20 protein-coding genes are annotated in these 18,877 nt (G+C 63.4%); 7 read left to right on the forward strand and 13 right to left on the reverse strand.

What is annotated here, in order from left to right; genetic code table 11:
• Together BLV07_RS16720 and BLV07_RS16725 are read left to right on the forward strand one after the other, a co-directional pair.
• On the forward strand, window positions 1–1,032 hold the full coding sequence (locus tag BLV07_RS16720; RefSeq protein ID WP_091887493.1) for a class II aldolase/adducin family protein: 1,032 nt from the start codon (window positions 1–3) through the stop codon (window positions 1,030–1,032).
• Window positions 1,033–1,233: 201 nt separating this feature from the next.
• Window positions 1,234–1,434, forward strand: coding sequence for a hypothetical protein (locus BLV07_RS16725; protein ID WP_244551128.1), 201 nt, complete (start codon window positions 1,234–1,236; stop codon window positions 1,432–1,434).
• A 29-nt stretch (window positions 1,435–1,463) separates the two neighbouring features.
• On the opposite strand, the gene BLV07_RS16730 is transcribed toward BLV07_RS16725, so the two are convergent.
• The 10 genes from BLV07_RS16730 to BLV07_RS16775 form a co-directional block, all read right to left on the reverse strand.
• On the reverse strand, window positions 1,464–2,471 hold the full coding sequence (locus BLV07_RS16730) for a formate dehydrogenase subunit gamma (protein ID WP_091887495.1): 1,008 nt from the start codon (window positions 2,469–2,471) through the stop codon (window positions 1,464–1,466).
• Window positions 2,472–2,502: 31 nt separating this feature from the next.
• Complete coding sequence (fdh3B, locus tag BLV07_RS16735) at window positions 2,503–3,099, reverse strand: formate dehydrogenase FDH3 subunit beta (RefSeq protein WP_091887497.1); 597 nt, start codon at window positions 3,097–3,099, stop codon at window positions 2,503–2,505.
• Between the two features lie 11 nt (window positions 3,100–3,110).
• On the reverse strand, window positions 3,111–6,053 hold the full coding sequence (locus tag BLV07_RS47580) for a formate dehydrogenase subunit alpha (RefSeq protein ID WP_091887499.1): 2,943 nt from the start codon (window positions 6,051–6,053) through the stop codon (window positions 3,111–3,113).
• Between the two features lie 2 nt (window positions 6,054–6,055).
• The gene (locus tag BLV07_RS16745; protein ID WP_091887502.1) at window positions 6,056–6,274 is read right to left on the reverse strand and encodes a twin-arginine translocation signal domain-containing protein; all 219 of its coding nucleotides are present in this window, start codon (window positions 6,272–6,274) and stop codon (window positions 6,056–6,058) included.
• Between the two features lie 29 nt (window positions 6,275–6,303).
• On the reverse strand, window positions 6,304–7,083 hold the full coding sequence (locus tag BLV07_RS16750; RefSeq protein ID WP_091887504.1) for a molecular chaperone TorD family protein: 780 nt from the start codon (window positions 7,081–7,083) through the stop codon (window positions 6,304–6,306).
• 121 nt (window positions 7,084–7,204) lie between these two features.
• Complete coding sequence (locus BLV07_RS16755; RefSeq protein ID WP_091887505.1) at window positions 7,205–7,825, reverse strand: DUF3306 domain-containing protein; 621 nt, start codon at window positions 7,823–7,825, stop codon at window positions 7,205–7,207.
• Window positions 7,822–8,337 (reverse strand): DUF3305 domain-containing protein, encoded by a 516-nt coding sequence (locus BLV07_RS16760; RefSeq protein ID WP_091887507.1) that lies wholly within the window; start codon window positions 8,335–8,337, stop codon window positions 7,822–7,824. The genes BLV07_RS16755 and BLV07_RS16760 overlap by 4 nt, the downstream gene beginning before the upstream one ends.
• Window positions 8,334–9,341 (reverse strand): DUF6352 family protein, encoded by a 1,008-nt coding sequence (locus tag BLV07_RS16765; protein WP_091887509.1) that lies wholly within the window; start codon window positions 9,339–9,341, stop codon window positions 8,334–8,336. The genes BLV07_RS16760 and BLV07_RS16765 overlap by 4 nt, the downstream gene beginning before the upstream one ends.
• Complete coding sequence (locus BLV07_RS16770; RefSeq protein WP_091887511.1) at window positions 9,338–9,877, reverse strand: DUF6505 family protein; 540 nt, start codon at window positions 9,875–9,877, stop codon at window positions 9,338–9,340. Before BLV07_RS16770 ends, BLV07_RS16765 begins: the two co-directional genes overlap by 4 nt.
• Window positions 9,874–10,593 (reverse strand): biotin/lipoate--protein ligase family protein, encoded by a 720-nt coding sequence (locus BLV07_RS16775; protein ID WP_244551129.1) that lies wholly within the window; start codon window positions 10,591–10,593, stop codon window positions 9,874–9,876. The genes BLV07_RS16770 and BLV07_RS16775 overlap by 4 nt, the downstream gene beginning before the upstream one ends.
• A gap of 183 nt (window positions 10,594–10,776) precedes the next feature.
• Here BLV07_RS16775 and BLV07_RS16780 point away from each other — a divergent pair, with 183 nt between their 5' ends.
• Window positions 10,777–12,747, forward strand: a complete 1,971-nt coding sequence (locus BLV07_RS16780; RefSeq protein ID WP_091887515.1) for a 4Fe-4S binding protein — start codon at window positions 10,777–10,779, stop codon at window positions 12,745–12,747.
• 36 nt (window positions 12,748–12,783) lie between these two features.
• On the opposite strand, the gene BLV07_RS16785 is transcribed toward BLV07_RS16780, so the two are convergent.
• Window positions 12,784–14,073: a c-type cytochrome gene (locus tag BLV07_RS16785; protein ID WP_176945583.1), complete on the reverse strand. Its 1,290-nt coding sequence runs from the start codon at window positions 14,071–14,073 to the stop codon at window positions 12,784–12,786.
• Window positions 14,074–14,588: 515 nt separating this feature from the next.
• On the opposite strand from BLV07_RS16785, the gene BLV07_RS16790 reads away from it, so the two are divergent.
• From BLV07_RS16790 to BLV07_RS46280, 3 genes are all read left to right on the forward strand, one after another.
• Window positions 14,589–14,795 (forward strand): hypothetical protein, encoded by a 207-nt coding sequence (locus BLV07_RS16790; protein ID WP_091887788.1) that lies wholly within the window; start codon window positions 14,589–14,591, stop codon window positions 14,793–14,795.
• A gap of 90 nt (window positions 14,796–14,885) precedes the next feature.
• Window positions 14,886–15,008 (forward strand): hypothetical protein, encoded by a 123-nt coding sequence (locus BLV07_RS49740; protein ID WP_283806521.1) that lies wholly within the window; start codon window positions 14,886–14,888, stop codon window positions 15,006–15,008.
• Between the two features lie 288 nt (window positions 15,009–15,296).
• Entirely contained in the window at window positions 15,297–15,503 is a 207-nt protein-coding gene (locus BLV07_RS46280) for a hypothetical protein (RefSeq protein ID WP_143035437.1), read from the forward strand.
• 53 nt (window positions 15,504–15,556) lie between these two features.
• On the opposite strand, the gene BLV07_RS16795 is transcribed toward BLV07_RS46280, so the two are convergent.
• Complete coding sequence (locus BLV07_RS16795; RefSeq protein ID WP_091887519.1) at window positions 15,557–16,399, reverse strand: dienelactone hydrolase family protein; 843 nt, start codon at window positions 16,397–16,399, stop codon at window positions 15,557–15,559.
• A 91-nt stretch (window positions 16,400–16,490) separates the two neighbouring features.
• Here BLV07_RS16795 and BLV07_RS16800 point away from each other — a divergent pair, with 91 nt between their 5' ends.
• Window positions 16,491–17,546, forward strand: coding sequence for a GlxA family transcriptional regulator (locus tag BLV07_RS16800; RefSeq protein WP_210187801.1), 1,056 nt, complete (start codon window positions 16,491–16,493; stop codon window positions 17,544–17,546).
• Window positions 17,547–17,583: 37 nt separating this feature from the next.
• On the opposite strand, the gene BLV07_RS16805 is transcribed toward BLV07_RS16800, so the two are convergent.
• Complete coding sequence (locus tag BLV07_RS16805; protein ID WP_091887523.1) at window positions 17,584–18,762, reverse strand: acyl-CoA dehydrogenase family protein; 1,179 nt, start codon at window positions 18,760–18,762, stop codon at window positions 17,584–17,586.
• Between the last annotated feature and the right edge of the window lie 115 nt (window positions 18,763–18,877).

An 18,877-nucleotide genomic window follows, 5' to 3' on the forward strand; every position in this document is an offset into this window, starting at 1 on the left:
ATGCAACAGCAACCTGCCCTGCTCCATGAGCTTCGCCGCATGTCGGCGCGCGTCGGCCGCAACATCCTCCTAGTCCAAGGTGCCGGCGGCAACTCCTCGATCAAGCATGACGACCTGCTGTGGGTGAAGGCCTCCGGCACCTGGCTTGCGGATGCCGAGCACAAGGACATCTTCGTGCCGGTGTCGCTCGGTGCGGCACGCGCGGCGCTGTCGCAAGGCGACGAACGGGTGCCCCTCGCGCCTGGCGCCGGCACGGCCTTGCGCGCCTCGATCGAAACCTCCCTCCATGCGCTCATGCCGCATCCGGTCGTGCTGCACGTCCATTCGGTCAACACCATCGCCTGGGCGGTGCGGACCGATGCGCGCGCGGAGTTCGCAGAGAGACTGGATGGACTGGCCTGGCGCTGGCTCGATTATCATCATCCGGGACTGCCACTGGCCAAGGCCGTAGACCATGCGCTGGCGCAGGACAGAGTAGATGTACTGGTCCTCGGCAATCATGGCCTGGTGGTCGGCGCCAAGACCTGTGCCGGCGCAGAGGCGCTGGTCGACGAGGTCGAGAGCCGCCTCGCGCTTGCGCCGCGCTCCGCAATTGGCGCAGATCAAGACGCGCTTCGTTCAATCTGCGGCGGCACAGAGTATCGGCTGCCAAAGGATCCGCGATCTCATAGCATCGCAATCGATTCTTACAGGCGCGCCATTGCGACCAACGGTTCGCTCTATCCGGACCATGTGGTCTTCCTCGGTCCGGCCCTACCCGTTCTGGACCAAGGCCAGGATCTTCGCGCCCAGGAATCGCTGGTGCGGCCGGACGGGCTGCCGCAGCCGGTCGCGCTGCTCGTTCCAGGTCTCGGTTGCATCGTTCGCAAGGACGCGAGCGACGGCGCCGAGGCGATGCTGAGCTGTCTCGCCCTGGTGACCGGCCGCCTACCTCTGACCGCGCAGGTTCGCTATCTGACGCGGCAGAACGAGTGCGCGCTGCTGAATTGGGATGCCGAGCGATACCGTCAGCAACTGACCGCAAATCGCTGACCGGCTGAAACGGAACAATTCCGTAACTTGCTCGCGAAGCCTCGCGCGGTATCAGCCACTCTGCGGGCTCCTACCCGCGCGGGCCTCGCTGCGCGGGCCAAGCCGACGACTGTGGAACCGCTGGCTGTGAAGTGGCTCACACCGTGCAAGACGGTTGAGGTGTATCCCTCGTGTCGGGTGGAATGGCAGACGGAGATACGCATGAAACGTCTCATGCCCTCGCTCATCGCAGCCCTGCTTCTCGCCGGTGCCGCCAGCAGCGTGCTCAAATCGCACGTGCTGCATATCGGTCAGAGCAGCATGCCATCCATCAAGGAACTGCAGACCGGTCAGGCCAGCAAGCTGCCTGAGCTGGAGATGCAGGACCGCTCTGTCCTGTTTGCGAGAGAGCCGGCTCAGTAGAACGCATCTCCGCTTTCAGGCAGTCTGCCTTACTCGGCCGCCGCGGTCGCGGGTTGAGGCTGTCCGTCGTTCGGCCCCGTTCGCGCCGTCTGCTCGTCGAGCCAGAGACGGTGGTGCTCGCGGGCCCAATTGACGTCGACGTCGCCCGAGCCCATGGCCTCGAACGCACCTTCCATTCCGATGGTGCCGATATAGATGTGGGCGATCATCGCCGCGACGAACAGCACAGCCACGATGGAGTGGACGATCTGGGCCAGCTGCATGCCTTCGATCCCCGTCGTGTAGAACGGGAACATGAGGACATAGCCGCTCGCAGCGACGAGACCGCCGCCGATCACGACGATCCAGTAGATCGCCTTCTGGCCGGCGTTGAAGCGGTAGGCCGGCGGATGATCATGCCCGACGATGCCGCCGCCTCGCTTCATCCACGCGACGTCCACCTTGTTCGGAATATTGCCGCCGATCCACATCAGAAAGATTAGAACGACCCCAATGGTGAACGGGAAGCTCAGATAGTTGTGGGCGTACTTTGCCCATTGCGACCATTCGGAGAAGGCCTCGAAGCCGATCAGCGGCAATAGCAGCGGTCGCCCAAAGGTGATGTTCAGTCCAGAGATCGCCAGAATGATGAAGCAGGTGGCAGTCATCCAATGCACGAAACGCTCATAGATGTTGAAGCGCACGATGGTGCGGCCGGACCGTCCGCTTTCGAGGCGCACCATGCCGCGAGTGAGATAGAAGATCACGATCACCGCCAGCATGCCGATGATCGCGATGCCGCCGATCCAGCGCAGGGTGACATTGTGGAACTCGCGCCATTCCCGCCCCTGCGGCTGCTCGAGAACGCCGGACCTCTGATCAGGGATGCTGACGCGGCCCTGGATCCGGTTCAGCTCCTGCAAGAGCTGCTGCTCCTTGACCGAGCTTGCGGTCGGATTGACCTGCTGGGCGCCTACCGGTGCCGGAGCTGCCACAATGAGGAGGAGTAAAGCACCGGCCCCGACAGCCGCCCGAACGAGTTTTGCAAACGACACCATGAGCTCCTCCTCAATGTTCGCGCGACCTTCGTCAGGATTCAATCGTCTCGCGATAGGCCGTCTTCCACCCCCAGGCACCCGAACCGTAGCCGCGCTTCATCACACGCTCCTTGTAGATCTGCGCGATGATCTCGCCGTCGCCTGCGAGCAGCGATTTTGTCGAGCACATTTCGGCACACAGCGGCAGCTTGCCCTCGGCCAGCCGGTTCGCGCCGTATTTCTCGTATTCCTCCTTGCTGCCGTCCGCCTCCGGACCGCCGGCGCAATAGGTGCACTTGTCCATCTTGCCGCGGGAGCCGAAATTTCCGACCTTCGGATATTGCGGCGCGCCGAACGGACAGGCGTAGAAGCAATAGCCGCAGCCGATGCAGAGATCCTTGGAGTGCAGCACCACGCCGTCAGCGGTGGTGTAGAAGCAGTTCACCGGGCACACCGCAGCGCACGGCGCATCGGTGCAATGCATGCAGGCCATCGTGACCGAGCGTTCGCCCGGCTTGCCGTCATTGATGGTCACAACGCGACGCCGGTTGATGCCCCAGGGCACCTCGTGCTCGTTCTTGCAGGCGGTGACGCAAGCGTTGCACTCGATGCAGCGGTCGGCGTCGCAGAGAAATTTCATACGTGCCATCGTCGTTACTCCTAAGCCGCCGCGATTTGGCAGAGAGTGACCTTGGGCTCCTGCATGCCCGTCGCGGGGTCGTATCCGTACGTAGTGATCGTGTTGGCGCTTTCGCCCAGCACGATCGGGTCGGTGCCCTTCGGGTAATTGCCGCGAAGATCTTTGCCCGCGAACCAGCCGCCGAAGTGGAATGGCATCCAGGCGACGCCCTTGCCAACGCGCTCGGTGACGAGCGCTTTCATCTTCGCCCTCGAATTGTTCTCTGCACCCGTGACCCACACCCAGCCACCGTCCTTGACACCGCGCTCGGCGGCATCGGCAGGATTGATCTCGATGAACATGTCTTGCTGCAATTCGGCAAGCCACGGGTTGGTGCGGGTCTCCTCGCCGCCGCCCTCATATTCGACCAGACGGCCGGACGACAGGATGAGCGGGAACTGTTTTGCAATTCCCTTCTCGACCGCTGCCTTCTGCACGGAGAACCCGATATTCGGCATCCGGAACTGCTTGGCGTCGGGCAGCGTCGGATATTTGGCGACGAGGTCGACGCGCGGCGTGTAGATCGGCTCGCGGTGAACAGGGATAGGATCGGGCAAGCCGAAGGCATTCATGCGCGCCTTGCCGTTGCCGTAGGGAACGCAGCCATGCGCCAGCGCCACACGCTGGATGCCTCCCGACAGGTCGAGCGCCCACGACACCGTGTCCGGATTGGCGGGATTGATCTTGTTGATCACGGCCATTTCCGCTTCGGTGAGCTCGGTGTCCCAGCCGAGCTTCTTCAGGCTCGCCAGCGTGAACTCCGGATAGCCGTCCTGAATTCCCGAACCCAACGAGTACGAGCCGTCCGCGAGCAAGCTCACCTTCCGCGTCGTGCCGTCCGGCAGCTTCTCCTCACGCTCGATGCCGAACCGCGGCCGGAACGTACCGCCGCCGTCCATCACGTTCAGATTGGTGTTGTAGAGCAGCGGCGTGCCGGGATGCTTGACCTCAGGTGATCCCCAGCACGGCCAGGGCAGACCATAATAGTCGCCACCGACCTCGGGATCGTCCTTCGGTGCCCGCATGCTCAGCATGTCGAACTTGGCTTGGTTCTTCATGTGCGCCTTGAGGCGCTCGGGCGATTGCCCGCAATAGCCAGTCGACCAGCTGCCGCGGTTCATCTCGCGCAGCACATCCTCAGCTTCAGGAAGATTGTTTTCGACCTTGATTTTCTTGAACATTTGGTCGCCGAAGCCGAGCTTCTTCGCCATCAGATAGATGACCTCGAGATCATCCTTCGATTCAAAGATCGGCTTCACGATCTGCTCGCCCCATTGCAGCGAGCGGTTGGAGGCGACGCGCGACCCCTTGCATTCGAATTGCGTGGCGACCGGCAGAATGTAGACGCCATCCTTGCGGCCCGCCTCGACGGAGAGCGAGGCCCAGGTCGTCGGATGCGGGTCGGCAATGACGAGCAGCTCGAGGGCCTTCAGACCCTTGAGGGACTCTGGAATGCGGGTGATGCTGTTGGAGGCGTGTCCCTGCACGAACACCGCCTTCACGTTGTCTTTCTGCGCGACCTGATCCTTGGGCAATGTCACTGCCTCGAACCAGCGGGTCAGCGGAATGCCGGGGGTTTCCATGATCTGCTTGGAGTCGAAGCGGGACTTCAGGAAGTCATAGTCGACCTCCCAAACCCGCGACCAATGCTTCCAGGCGCCTTCGGCGAGGCCGTAGTAGAACGGCAGCGTGACGATATCGAGCCCGACATCGGTTGCGCCCTGCACGTTGTCATGGCCACGGAAGATGTTTGCGCCCGCGCCGGCCTTCCCGACATTTCCGGTCATCAGGAGCGCAATGCAACTTGCGCGCACGTTGGCGGTGCCGACGGTCTTCTGGGTCTGGCCCATGGCCCAGATGAGGGTTGCCGGCTTCTCGGTGGCGAACATCTTGGCGACGCGCTTGAGCTGCTCGCCGGGAATGCCTGTGACGCGCTCGACTTCTTCCGGAGGCCATTTCTCAACCTCCTTCTTGATGTCGTCGAAACCGTAAACGCGCTGCCGGATGAACTCCTTGTCCTCCCAGCCATTCTGGAGAATGTGCCACATCATGCCGTAGAGCACCGGGATGTCGGTGCCAGGGCGCATCCGCACATATTCGGTCGCGTGGGCCGCCGTACGCGTCAGGCGCGGATCGATGACGATAAAGTTGGCCTTTTGCAGCTCCTTGCCCTCGAGCAGATGTTGCAGCGAGACCGGGTGCGCTTCGGCCGGATTGCCGCCCAAGATGACCTGTGTCTTCGCATTGCGGATATCATTGTAGCTGTTGGTCATCGCGCCGTAGCCCCAGGTATTGGCGACGCCGGTCACGGTGGTCGAATGGCAGATGCGAGCCTGATGATCGGTGTTATTGGTCCCCCAGAACGCACCGAGCTTGCGGAACAGGTAGGCGCCTTCGTTGGTCATCTTGGCCGAGCCGAGCCAATAGACGGAATCGGGGCCCGACTTCTCACGTACAGCTTGAAGCTTGTCTCCGATCTCGTTGATTGCGGAATCCCAGGAGACGCGGGTCCACTGCCCATTTACCAGCTTCATCGGATAGCGCAGCCGCCGCTCACTGTGTACGAGTTCGCGCACCGAGGCGCCCTTGGCACAATGCGAGCCGCGATTGATCGGCGAATCCCAGCTCGGCTCCTGGCCGATCCAAACGCCGTTCAAGACTTCGGCCGTCACCGTGCAGCCGACGGCGCAATGCGTGCAGATGTTCTTGCGGATGGTCGCACCTGCGGTGAGCGGACCAGCCATTGCTGCTTCCGCTTTGCGCACGCTGCCGACCGGCAGGGCGCCGAGCGCGGCAAGCGCACCGCCGGCAAGACCGGATTTGCGCAAGAAGCTGCGGCGGTCGAGACCGCCGGCCTGCCCCGCAAGGGACTCGACAACGGAGCCGTGGCGCGGGGAATGCTGGTGTGTTCGCTTGATCAGCACGGTCAGCCTCCCTTGGCCGGATAACGATTGACGCGATAAAATGCCTTGACGTGGTCGGATTCCTTGTAGCGCGCCTTGCGCTTCTCATCGTTGGTCTCACTGTCGGCCTGCGCCGACCCGACCAACGGTGTCGCGAGTGTCGCACCGACACCGACCGTGCCGATGCTGACCTTGCGCAGGAAGTCGCGGCGTCCCACTGTGGCCTTCTTGTCTTCACTCATCGCATCTCTCCTGGACCTGCGCGTGCCGGTCAGTTGGCGAATGTGAATGCTTCCATCTCGATCTCGATAAAGGTGCGACCGAGCGCGCCGACCGCCCGATAGAAATGGGCGTTCCCGGCGCTCTCGATGTCCGCGAACAGCCGCCCCATCCAGGGCGATACGTGTTTCTCGAAGAAGGCACGCTGTGCCTCTGGCGAGGCACCGAAGTGCCCGCGGGCAAGGCCCGACATGATCTCGCAAATGATCGCGGCGTGATCCTCGGGTTCGGAATTGTTGGTCAGCCGCTCGATGCCGAGCGTCGTCAAGTCTCCTCGCAGGCGCGACAGCGGCCGTTCGTTGAGGAAGCCGGTGAGATAGTACGAGGCATAAGGCAGCAATTCGCCGCGACCGAGCCCCACGAACAGATCAAAATATTCGCGCTCGACTTTCGCTGCGACCGCGCTTGAGGCGACGTCGGCGAGCGCTGCATGCGCGCGGCCGAGTGGCGTTGCGTCGCCACTCAATGCCGCAAGCTGCTCGAGCAATCGTTTCGACGGCGGCGCGGACAGCAACGTTGCTAGCAACACATATTCCTGCGCGCGCGCAGCATCGAGGGCATCGACGAGCTCTGCTGATACGGCTTGTTCGCTGTAGAGATCGGGCCGCAAATCGTTGCGTGCAACGCCGGTCGCGGCTTCGACTGCAACCACCCGTTGTGCTGGCACGCGGGTCCAATTCGACACGGAGGGTTGGGTGATACCTATTTTGCGCGCAAGCTGAGCAATGCCGCCTGCAGCATCGATTGCGCGATCAAGCCCGTCATCACGCACGTGGACCTCCCATCCGAGTCCCGTCTGCTTGATTATTGCTTTGGTAACAAAGCGCTAGGGAGATCGTAGTCCCGGTTCCAGGGATGGTCAATCATCCGTCCATAGCCTGAGCCTATAGCCTTTAGTCGTGCTGCTCGCGCGGCAGCGCACCGCCGTGAGTACGGCGCCTGACGGGCTCAGCGAAATCCGCAGATCTGTCCGCGACTGTCGGTTGCACCGCAACAGAGATTGCCGGCTGTTCCCTCGCCTCCGATGTCTCGACACCATCCGATGCGGCCGTCGCGTCGGCTTGACGCAATTCCGCCGAAGTATCCGCTGTTTCAATCGACGCCTCGGGGAGCGATTGGACCACCTCGCGCACCCCGCCGACGATGCGATCGACGAGTGCGGCCAGCTGTTCCGACGAACAATCCAGCGGCCCAAAACCCGGCATTGCGGTCGGGTCGTTGAAGTCCCATGCATTCTCCGCAAGCCCGATGAAGTCGCGAATGGCGGGATCGGTCGCCCAGGCGCGGCGAAGAGCCGCACGGCTCAACTCCTGTGGAATGCCCTTGCTCAGGAAGGCGGTGATGTCGGTCGCAGCATTGATCTCGTCGATCGACGGCAAGCTCGAGAGATCGAAATCGCTATCGTCCTTAGCCTCGGGCGGCAGCATGGGCTGCGCCGCGGCAGGCTTCGCCGGCTCCGCTCGCGCTTCGCGTTTGCGGCGGGACCAACGTGCAAGGAACTCCTCCTCACTCATTTCTGTCCGCCTTCATGGTCGCGGCGCGCCAGCGCCTCCGGATCAGCGCGGCGCCGCTGACGCTTGACGAACTCCCGCTCGACATGGTGTTCGGCCACGAACTTTTCAATTGCTTGGCGCAGCGCCTCCGGCATCGGCACGGCCTCGACGAGATTGTCGGCGGCTTCGGTAAAGCCCTCGCCCTCAGCGGGGTCTGCGGTAACCGCAGTAAGGGCATAGGGCCAGGCGCCTTCCGAGGGCGACAGCACAGTCCAGATGCTCGGACTGCCGGAGGCGAGATTGTCACGATAGCGCGCCGTCTCGGACGGATAGAGATCCACGGTCGCGCTTCCCGCATAGAACAGGGTCGTGCCATCCTGCTCGCGGAGCACGGTCCAGGGTTGTGCCGCCGGCTCGTCCGGCAGGACGGCAATTCCGCGCCAGACGAAGTCAACCCAGGGCGAGTCGGCCTTGCGCCGCTCGACGACGACGCCGACGGAGATGGACGCTAGTGGCGATGCCGCCGGGCTCATGTCACCATCTCCAGGCGCTTCACCGGCAGGCCGGTCAGCAGATTTTGTGGCTTCATCCGGAGCTTCTGATCCGCCGTCATTGATAGGATCAGGTAGATAGGTTCGTCCCGGACATCGTCATGCGCGCGGCTTGAATCCGCAAAAGTCAGCCGGAACAGTGCGAGCACCCGGTCGGCGCTGCGCTGGTCGAGTTCCTCGCCGTCCCACAGACGGTCGCCGACCCCAGTGGCGTCGGCATCGAGCCCGACATACCAGGTGAGCTTTGCCTCCTGCAACGCACTCAGCGGCTCGATCGTGACGTCGAGGCCAAGCAGGTGGGAGATCCATCGCGTCATCGCCTGCGCCAGCGCAGCTGGTCCACGTCCGCCGGCCGTGAGGTCAAGGGCCATGTCGAATTGGTCGCTGCGCTGCCAATAGGCCCCGGCATTCTCTTCGCTCAACACATCGAGCACCGCATCGGTGGTGGCACCCAGCATCGACATCAGGGAGAGCACCGGGGTCGGACTCCGGCCGCCGACGATCTCCTCGTCGCCAAGCAGCAGGGCCTGCTCATGCGGCAGAATCCGCTGGACCCGGAAGAACAGCTCGGCCGCGCGCAGCACGAACGGATCGTCGCAGCCGTCGAGCGCGTTGCGCAGGATGACATGTACGAGCTGGTTGACGAACAGTGGCGGCAGGTCGTTCGCGCCCGATCGTACCGATGCAAGATAGGCGGCTTCGAGCGTCGGATGCCGCAACAGGAGATCGCGGAATGCCAGCACGAATTGCCAGTTCTCTCGGGCGTCGGCATCGGAAATTGCGGCAATTTCGTCGGCGCCGACCGCCTGACGCGGATCAGCGAGCAGTTCGCGGTGCAGCCGGCGTTCGATCGGACATGCATCGGCCGGCGGCATCAGCTCGGGACGCGCAAAATAGGCCTTGAGGAATTCGTCGGTGACGCACAGCCCACCGCCCTCGTCGCGATCGAGCAAATGATGGCCGCAGGCGATCCAGAAATCGTTCATCTGACGGTCGGCTCCCGGCCCAGATCCGCAAGCCTGAGCTCGCCGTCAGGCTGGACGTCGTCGTCCACTTCCATGAACGAGAACGCCTTGCCATGCCCCTGCCCTTCGCGGAGCTTTAGTCGGCGGAAGGACTCGCGGACCTCGCCGCCGCTTGAAGCCCGGTGCACTGCAATAAGCGAGCTGACGGGATGGGTGCACAGCGACTGCGAGAACGCCACCTCCTCTTCCGCGGCCGTCATCGCTGTCGCCATGTCCGGCGCACCGAAACGATCGACGAGCTGCCTGGCAAGGAGATCGATCAGCCTGCGGTAATCGTCCTCGGTCGCCGGAACGATCTGCACCAGCGTCGACCAGCCCCAGGATTGCACGCCGAGGAACCCGCCGCGAAACGCCGCGCGCGCCTTGCCCTCGAGCTTCGCACTATCGCAATCCCAGAAGCGGAAAGCACCGGAGACGGCCCATTCACCCGGCTCCGCTGCCACATCGAACACGAAGGTGTCGGAGGGATCGAGCGCGATAGTACGCAAGAGCTTCACAGCCGCGGCCCTCCAAGTGCCGGATCGAGCCAGGATGGAGTCGCGAGCGCCTGCACGAGGTCGCCACGTTCGATCTCGCCCGCCCCAATCCGGCGCGTAAGGAGATCGCCACGATCGTCGATGCGCTGAACGGTCTGCCGTTCGCGGGGCATACGGGAAAGATATTCGCGCGCGACGCCATCAAAACCGCCCGCCTGCCAGTCATCGAATGCCAGCATCAGGTGCCGGGCAAAGCTCTCCGTGATCTGCGCCGCGCCAGCCTCGCCAAAGCCTTCCTGCTCGAGCGCCGCGGCGAGCGGGTGGACACCCGGCTCGTCAGTCATGGCAACCGTCCGAATCATCGCGCCGAACACCAGCCATGGCGGCGGCTCCTCCTCAATGGCCGCGAGAGGCCAACCCATGCGCCCGCCGCCGACCAGCCCTCCGTCGATCCTGACGGCATCCGGCCATCCGATCGTGATGGGCTTGCTCGGCGGTGCGTAGGCACGCAAGGCATCGGTGAGCGCGACCATCCCGGCGTAGAACGCGCGCCGCGCCGTACGGAAGGGCTCGGCTGGCTCCAGCACCACGGCGAACTCCGCCAGATCAAAGCGCCCGACATAGACGAGCGTTCCGGCGCCGCTCTCCGGTGCAATGCGGCATGCGTGGGCAAAAGCGTCGCCACTCTCGCGCAGCCGCACCAATGTGAACGGCGGCGGCAGGTGGATCGGTTCCACCAGGGAAACGTGGCTGACTGGGATCGACGGCAGGCCGTCCTCCGCTTTCCTTTTCTTCCCGATAGATAATGTTCTATAGGAAGCGAAGGGCCGGCGCGAGTCCGTCGTCGGTACCGGATTGGCGGAGGGGTTAACCTGGAGCAGCCATCCAAGACCGTCCTGATCTGCTCGTGCGAAGACACGATGCGTCTCGACTCGGCCGCGATTCAGCGTGGATGTCCCAGCTGCGAGATCAAAAGCTTTCGCCATCTCTGCGGCGCGGAGCTCGATCACTTCCGCAGCGCAGCCGCCGCTGGAGGCGCACTGACGATCGCCTGCACGCAGCAGGCCGCGCAATTCACTGAGGAGGCCGGCGAACGGCCTGATGCGATCAGCTTCGTCAACATCCGCGAAACCGCCGGCTGGTCTCGCGACGGCGCGCGTGCCGGCGCGAAAATGGCTGCCCTGCTCGCATCCGCCTCCATCCCGGCCCCGGACTATCCGCTCGTCACCTTGTCGAGCGAGGGCGTGGTCCTGATCTACGGGCGCGATGAGGCCGCGATCGAAGCCGGCCGCCTGCTTGCCGATCACCTCGACGTCACGGTGATGCTGAAGCAGTTCGACGAGATGATGCCGTCCGCCGCAACGGTCTTCCCGATCGTGCAGGGCACGATCCGCTCCGCAAAGGGACATTTCGGCGCTTTCGAACTTGCGATCGACGATTATGCGCGTCCCCGCCCCTCCTCGCGTGATCGCTTCGTGCTGGACGCACCGCGAAGCGGGGTCACCTCGCGCTGCGATATCGTGCTCGACCTTTCCGGCGGGATGCCGTTGTTTCCTGCCCACGAGCTACGCGACGGCTATCTGCGCGCAGATCCGAACGATCCCGCCGCCGTGCTCCGCGCCGTGCTGACCGCGCGAGACCTCGTCGGCAGCTTCGACAAGCCGAAATATGTCGACGTTACGCCCGCTCTTTGCGCCCATTCGCGCTCGAAGCGCACGGGCTGCCATCGCTGCCTCGATCTCTGCCCAACCGGGGCGATCACGCCCGTCGGCGATCATGTCGCAATTGATCCGAACATCTGCGCGGGCTGCGGCCAATGCGCCGCCGCCTGCCCGACCGGCGCGGCATCTTATGCACTGCCGCCCGCCGATACGCAGCTTCAAAGAATTCGTGCCATGCTGCTCACCTACCGCGAGAACGATGGCGCCAACGCGGTGTTGCTCTTTCATGACAGCCCGCACGGCACGCCTCTGATCGATGCCCTGGCGCGTCATGGCGACGGCTTGCCGGCGAACGTGCTTCCCTTCGCCGTCAACGAGATCACGCAGCTCGGGCTGGAGGCGGTCGTCGGCGCCTTTGCCTATGGCGTATCGGCGGTACGGTTCCTGCTGCGCGCAAAGCCGCGCCACGATGTGACCGGACTGTCGCAGACGATCGCCATGGCTGAAGCGATCCTTGGCGGCCTCGGCTTTGAGGGCCACCGCGTCACCACCATCGAAACGGATGATCCCGACGCGCTCGGCGAGCATTTGGCTGCTATCGGCACGCTCGCGGCCGTCGCTGCGCCCGCGACCTTCAAGACCGTCGGCAAGCGGCGCGACCTTTTGCGGTTCGGGCTCAGCGAGTTGCATCGCCTGGCGCCGAAACCGGTCGACGTGATCGCCCTGCCGCAGGGTGCGCCTGTGGGCGCAATCAGCGTCGATACCAGCGGCTGTACCCTATGCCTCTCTTGCGTCTCGGCCTGCCCGACCGGCGCGCTTCGCGACGATCCCGAGCGGCCAGTGCTGAAGTTCGTCGAGGACGCCTGCGTGCAATGCGGCTTGTGCCAGAGCACCTGTCCGGAAAAAGTCATCAGCCTCAAGCCGCAGATCGATTTCCGCGCGGCCCGTGCCTCCGCCGTGATTATCAAGGAAGAGGAGCCCGCACTCTGCGTCCGCTGCGGCACGGCCTTCGGCGTCAAGAGCACGATCGACCGCATCGCCGCCAAGCTCGAAGGCCGGCATTGGATGTATCCGGCGGGTGACAAGCGGATCGCGGCACTCCGGATGTGCGCTGACTGCCGCGTCATCGTCATGAGCGAACAGCAATTCGATCCCTTCAAGGGCGTGCCGGAACGAACGCCACCGCGAACGACGGATGACTATCTCCGCCAGCGCGATGGCAAGGACTAGACGAAGCGGATATCTTGGCGGGGTCGGAAGCGGCAATTATCGCGACGTTGCGCGGCCCAAGAAGTCGGTCAAAGCACGGCGGTCCTCGGCCGAGCCGATGCGCTGCTCCGGCATCTTGGTGCCGGGGGTGTAGGCATTCGGCCCGATCTCGAACAGCTTTGCGACCGTCTCCGGCGTCCAGACGATGTCCATCGTCTTCAGCGCTTCGGAGAAACGATAGCCCGGCAGCGAAGCGATCTTGCGGCCGTATAATCCCGCAAGCGTCGGGCCCGCACGCTGAACCTCCTTGTCCGACAGCGTGTGACAGGCAACACATGCCCGAAATACATCGGCGCCAGGATCGCCGGCATAGGCGGCGAGCGGATCGGCCGGCGTTCCCAAGAGGTTCGAACCAATGGGATCGCCGGTGCGCGCATTCCAGCGCCTGATCTTGCCGTCCGCGCCACCCGTCATCAGTGTCTCTCGATCCGGAAGGAAGGCGACCGACCATACCGGCAAGCCGGACACGACCAGCGTTCGTAGCAGGCTGCGCGACTTGCGATCGATGATCGCCACCGTGCCGCCGATGGCGGCCGCAGCAATCAACGTGCCGTCTCCCGATATCGTCAAGGCCACCACGGGTGTGGGACCGGCCGCAACTTCGCCGCTGACCTTGCCGTCGGTGGTTAGCATCCGCAGCGTGCCATCGACCGCGCCCGTGACGATTTCACCATCCGGCGCCACAGCCACCGCGTTGAGCGGCGCCGGCAACGTTACGACTTCAGGCTGGCCATCCGGCAAACGCCAGATGCGCAACGTGAGATCGTAGCCGACGCTGAGGAGCGACCTGCCGTCCGGCGTGAAAGCGACACCGTTGACGTTCTGCGAATGACCTTCGAGCACGCGCGACGCGCCGTCCGACAGCGACCAGAGTCGCACCGTCCGATCCCATGAACCGGATGCGAGAAGCGCACCATCGGGAGAAACCGCAAGCGCGACGATTGGACCTCCATGTCCCTCGAACACCCGATCCGGCCGCTGCCGGCCCGCCGTCCATACCGCAATCCGTGCATCGGCGCCGGCCGTGACCAAGCGGCCTCCGCTCAGAAAGGCGACAGCATTGACGGCGTCAGCATGATACCGCAGCACTTGCTCTGCCGTATCCGTCTTCAAAGACCAGCGAATGGCGGCTGTATCGAAGCTTCCGGACAAGATGCCGTTCCCATCGGGGGAAATAGCGAGGGCCCGTACGGGGCCGCCATGTCCCACCATGTCGGCGTGCACGGATGATACCGCGAAAATGGCCCACAGGGCCGCGGCGCCACGCGCGCAGAAAGGTAACCTCATTGACCCTCACCGGCCCTGGTCACATTCACGCCCTCAAGATTGCCAGAAGAGCCACTGGAGATGAATATCCGAACCGATCTACTTGGCTGGTGCCCTCATGCTCTTGGACGATCCTTCCGGCGCGGCCTGCATTCCAGGCGGACTCTGACCTTGGGGACTTTCGGCGGGCGCACCACCCGACCCCGTATTGATTGGACCCGTCCAACCTTGCGGCTGTGCTTGGCCCTTCTCCTCGGGACGGGTTTGCGCCCCAGATGAGTTGGTTTGCGCGGGTTGGGCGGAGGCACTCTCGAAGAGGCAAAGTGCTGCGAAGCACAAAATCGCTGTCGCCAATTTCACGTCGGATCCTCCGATGCGCGTACTAAACGGGGTGACACTGCATTCCGTTCCGGAGTGCGCGTCGCAACAGGCTAACCTTGCGCATCCCGCTTGAATGCCGGTGGTCCGGACACTAATCTTTGTTTGGTCACGTCAAGGATGACGGCATGCAGGGGCGAACGCGGCCATTTCTGCAGATGCTGGCGCGACTGCGCGCTTTGCGTGCGCTTGATGGATCGCGATACTCCGATTCCCGAGACGCCTCGCCGTTCCTGATCCTCATTGCCGTCGTGCTTGCGCTTCTTCTTGCGATTTTGGAAATCGATCTGAATCGTGCCGCACTTCAGTCTCTTGGCTTGATGGGTGATGCGTTTTCCGTCGATCCCATGTTCAAGAGCCCGTAGGCCGCCTGTGCCTTGATGCAATCAACGAGTTTGCTCGCGGCAAGCCGTGTCGTATAATTGGCTTGACGGTTCGATCGAAGGAGGCTGCGGATGAAGGCTTTTCTTCTTGGCTGCGTCGCGGCCGTGGTGATCGCGATTGCGGGGATGGAGATATTGAATCGAGTCCAGGAGCCCGTCGCGCAAGCGTTTGCTACGACCGGGGTACGCCTCTGAGACCACAAATCTCAGGACCGCGAATTGGTCCTGGATCGCGGGCGGCTCCGATGCGACTCTGACGCAAAGGGCGACGCGAGCTTCTTCCGTCCCCGCCTGCCAATCCCTACGTCTCAATTCGGCGGTTTGGATGATCTCGGCCCGAAGCGCCGAAACTCCGACCTCGCGGCGCCTCTATGGGCCGCGGGTTCGTGTCAAAGATCTTGGCGGCTGTGAAGTACTTTACATCCCTGTGTCCGTGGTCGAGTCTTGAATGGCGAAGGCTTCTCACTTTGAAGGAGGCAGCCGATGTTCGCGACAATCAAATGGAACTCCCGAAATAAGGCTCGCGAATGGGTGATGATGGCTGGCATGCTTGTCGTCCAACTCAGCGGCCGCAATGCGACACGACGGAAGGCTGAAAGCAAACCAAGGCAGCCGCTCTGGAAACAATTCGACGACAGCCACCGTTGGGACTCAATCGCGGAAGAATGGGTCCCCAAGCGTGATCAGTGATCGCAGATTCATGCATCCTGCTGACTGAATTCCTACGCTCTCATTGGACAAGTTCATCGATGCCCAATGGTGGGGAGTACCGATTTCAGGCGCTTCTGAAAGAATGCGAGAATCTCGTCCCGGGCTGCGAGAGTGAGCTGACCCGACTCATCGACAAGATGAACTGTGACGACGCTATGAGGCGTCTTGACGAACTGCTCGAAGAACGGTGGCTTGGGCCCGGTATTCGCGGCCGTGTCAGGCAAAACGCGACCAATGAAGCGATCGCCGAGCGCGGACTGGTAGGCGGCAAACCGTTCGGCGCGGCAAAATGAATCGCCCGCAAACCGGTAGGCAAGGACGGTCAGATCTTCGCGTTCCAGCCTTGAACGGACTCGCGCCAGTTCGTCAGCGGAGCTCTCGATGCCTGCGGGATTGTCCAACGGGAGCGACGGCTGGGACAAGACAGGAGCCAGCAGTACCGGCTCCAGCATCATGTTCAGCGCGAAGTTGCCGGTAAAGCACATGCCGATAGCACCGACGCCCGGCCCGCCACTCTCGCCGTGGGCCAGCCTCGCGAGCGCCCGCAACCAGTTGGATACAGGGCTCGATGATCCGCCCCCGAGCGCTCGAAATTCAGCGGTGACGCACGCGCGCCGAAAAACGCCGGACGCAGTTTCGGCGTCGGGAACATCGCCATCCTTTCCGAAAAGCGACGGCATGTAGACGCGGAAGCCGGCGTCGCGCACCCAGCGAGCGAAACGCGCGACGTGCGGGCTAATGCCTGGCATCTCGGTCATGACGATGACAGCGGGTCCTTGGCCCGCAACGTAGACCGGCTTTGCCGCGCCCTCCAACGCGAGGAGCCGCTGCTCGAAATCGGATAGATCGTCAGGCTTCAGCAGCGCATCGCTCATGTTGTCCTCCGGAAAAAGTTGCGCAAACGGTATTTCCCGGGCATTCATTTCGACAAGTGTCAAAAGTGACATTAATCGGGGCTATTTTGCCATGCCGCTTATTGATGTTCTGGTCCTGGAAGGAGCTTCTGCGGCCAGCGTCGCCATCACCATCGAATTGATCGATGTGGCCAACGGCATTCGTGCAAGGGCCGGACGACCGCCCTGCTTTGACTTCAGAATTTCCGGCTCCGGGGCAAGATGGGCAACGCAGCTCGCAAGGCTGCCCGCGAAGGGAGGCGCCAATAGACCCGCAGACGTGGTGATCGTGCCTGGGCTGGCCTGGATGGATGAGCAACTCGTTCGCGAAGGATTGCAGCGACGTGATGCCGAAATGGCAAGGAAGGCTCTACATGCGGCCTTTCAATCCGGAGCTGAAATCGCCAGCTCCTGCTCGGCCGTATTTCTGGTTGCGAGCGCCGGGCTGCTGGATGCCCGCCGCGCAACCACGACTTGGTGGCTCGCACCCTTGTTTCGGCAGCTGTTTCCAAGGGTGACGCTCGACACGGATACGATGGTGTTGACCGACGGGCGCCTAACAACGGCCGGTGCGGCGATGGCTCAACTGGACCTGATGCTTTCGATCATTGCCCGTCATGCAGGACCTGACCTCGCGGACAGCTGCGCGCAGTTTCTCCTGCTGGACAGGAGGCAATCGCAATCCCGCTATATGGCGCTATCCTTCCTCACCGCCGCGGACGAACGCATTTCATGCGCGGAGCGCTGGGCGCGGGCGCGACTGCATCGGACCTTTTCAATCTCCGAACTTGCAAAGGCCGCGGGACTGGGTGCGCGCACCTTTGCGCGCCGATGCGAGCGCGCCACCGGGCTTTCGCCGGTGAGATTTGTCCAGAGGTTGCGCGTCGATAAGGCAATGGAGCTTCTGGAAACCACTCGGCTCAGCCTCGATGACATCGCCGAGAAGGTTGGGTATGCCGACCCCTCTACGCTTCGCAAGCTCTTGCATCGGGAGAAGACACCCGGCGCGCGGGCCTCGCGTGCCGCGCGCAAGCGGGACAATGGCGCTGCGCCTTCCAGGACGCGTGCAGCCCGACGACCTGACCGACCGGCGGCGCCCAAACGCAAGCGAGCGCTGGATGTGTCGTAGTGACCGCTGCCGTCACGCTCTGCGCTGAGAGCCCCCGTTAGCGCGGCTTGAGGAGTTCGCGCGCGACGATCAGCTTCTGAACCTCGGTCGCCCCTTCGTAGATGCGAAGCGCGCGGACCTCGCGATACAGGCTCTCGACGATCTCGCCCTTGCGCACACCGCGACCGCCAAACATCTGCACCGCGCGGTCGACGACCCGTTGGGCGGTTTCGGTGGCGGCCAGTTTTGCCATTGCCGCTTCACGCGTGGTGGGAAGCTTCTGAACGTCGCGGCGCCACGCGGCACGATAGGTCAGTAGCGCCGCGGCATCTGTTTCAGTGGCCATGTCGCCGAGTGCGGCCTGGGTCAGTTGCAGGTCCGACAGCGTCGTTCCGAACATGCGCCGTGTCTGCGCGTGCAGTCGCGCCTCCTCCAGCGCGCGTCTGGCAAAACCCAGTGCCGCTGCGGCAACCGATGACCGGAAGATGTCGAGGGTCTGCATCGCAATCTTGAATCCGCCGCCGGACGGCCCGATGCGGCGGCTGATCGGAATGCGGCAGTTGTCCAGACGCAGCGTTGCAAGCGGATGCGGCGCGATGATGTCGATGCGCTCGGCCACGCTGAAGCCGGGATCATCCGGAAACACTGCGAAGGCGGAGATGCCGCGCGCGCCAGGCGCCTCCCCGGTTCGCGCGAACAGCGTGTAGATGTCGGCGATCCCGCCATTCGAGATCCAGGTCTTCTCGCCTTCCAGAACGTAGCTGTCGCCGTCCTCGCGCGCCGTGCACGTCATGGCCGCCACATCCGAGCCCGCCGCCTGCTCCGAAAGCGCAAAGGCAGCCAGCCATTCGCCAGAACGGACTTTCGGCAGCACGGCGTTTCGCAGTTCCGCCGAGCCGGCAAGCGCGATGGCGCCAGATCCGAGGCCTTGCATCGCAAAGGCGAAATCGGCGAGACCATCGGCATAGGCCAGCGTCTCGCGCGACAGGCAGATCGAGCGGGAATCGATGCTCGCCACGTCACCGTCCGGCGCCGCAACCGCGCAGTCGAGCAGTCCCGCCGCGCCGAGCGCGCGAACGAGCTTGCGGCAGGCGCCATCGACGTCGCTGTGGTCGGCCGCCTGAAGACCACCCTGCGTGACGAAGCGGTCGAGCGCCTCGCAAATTGCGCGATGACGCGGCTCGAAGAACGGCCAATCCAGCCAGTCGCGGGAGATTGTCTTTGCCAGTGAGCTCATCTGTCGCTCCACAAGGTCGGTTGCCTGCCGGCGGCCGGCATGTTCTGTGGCGTGCCTGCGTCAAATCCGCAATGCAATCGGCGCCCTCGAATTGCTTTAAGCATAAACTATTTCC

This window comes from Bradyrhizobium sp. Rc2d (genome assembly GCF_900099855.1).
Classification (GTDB): Bacteria; Pseudomonadota; Alphaproteobacteria; order Rhizobiales; family Xanthobacteraceae; genus Bradyrhizobium.

Coding starts and splice junctions, on each gene's coding strand:
- BLV07_RS16790 (WP_091887788.1), top strand. CDS start 14,589: ATGCTGGCGCGACTGCGCGCTTTGCGTGCGCTTGATGGATCGCGATAC.
- BLV07_RS16725 (WP_244551128.1), top strand. CDS start 1,234: ATGAAACGTCTCATGCCCTCGCTCATCGCAGCCCTGCTTCTCGCCGGT.
- BLV07_RS16720 (WP_091887493.1), top strand. CDS start 1: ATGCAACAGCAACCTGCCCTGCTCCATGAGCTTCGCCGCATGTCGGCG.
- BLV07_RS16800 (WP_210187801.1), top strand. CDS start 16,491: ATGCCGCTTATTGATGTTCTGGTCCTGGAAGGAGCTTCTGCGGCCAGC.
- BLV07_RS16765 (WP_091887509.1), bottom strand. CDS start 9,341: ATGAACGATTTCTGGATCGCCTGCGGCCATCATTTGCTCGATCGCGAC.
- BLV07_RS16730 (WP_091887495.1), bottom strand. CDS start 2,471: ATGGTGTCGTTTGCAAAACTCGTTCGGGCGGCTGTCGGGGCCGGTGCT.
- BLV07_RS46280 (WP_143035437.1), top strand. CDS start 15,297: ATGTTCGCGACAATCAAATGGAACTCCCGAAATAAGGCTCGCGAATGG.
- fdh3B (WP_091887497.1), bottom strand. CDS start 3,099: ATGGCACGTATGAAATTTCTCTGCGACGCCGACCGCTGCATCGAGTGC.
- BLV07_RS16745 (WP_091887502.1), bottom strand. CDS start 6,274: ATGAGTGAAGACAAGAAGGCCACAGTGGGACGCCGCGACTTCCTGCGC.
- BLV07_RS49740 (WP_283806521.1), top strand. CDS start 14,886: ATGAAGGCTTTTCTTCTTGGCTGCGTCGCGGCCGTGGTGATCGCGATT.
- BLV07_RS16805 (WP_091887523.1), bottom strand. CDS start 18,762: ATGAGCTCACTGGCAAAGACAATCTCCCGCGACTGGCTGGATTGGCCG.
- BLV07_RS16755 (WP_091887505.1), bottom strand. CDS start 7,825: ATGAGTGAGGAGGAGTTCCTTGCACGTTGGTCCCGCCGCAAACGCGAA.
- BLV07_RS16760 (WP_091887507.1), bottom strand. CDS start 8,337: ATGAGCCCGGCGGCATCGCCACTAGCGTCCATCTCCGTCGGCGTCGTC.
- BLV07_RS16785 (WP_176945583.1), bottom strand. CDS start 14,073: ATGAGGTTACCTTTCTGCGCGCGTGGCGCCGCGGCCCTGTGGGCCATT.
- BLV07_RS16780 (WP_091887515.1), top strand. CDS start 10,777: ATGCGTCTCGACTCGGCCGCGATTCAGCGTGGATGTCCCAGCTGCGAG.
- BLV07_RS16795 (WP_091887519.1), bottom strand. CDS start 16,399: ATGAGCGATGCGCTGCTGAAGCCTGACGATCTATCCGATTTCGAGCAG.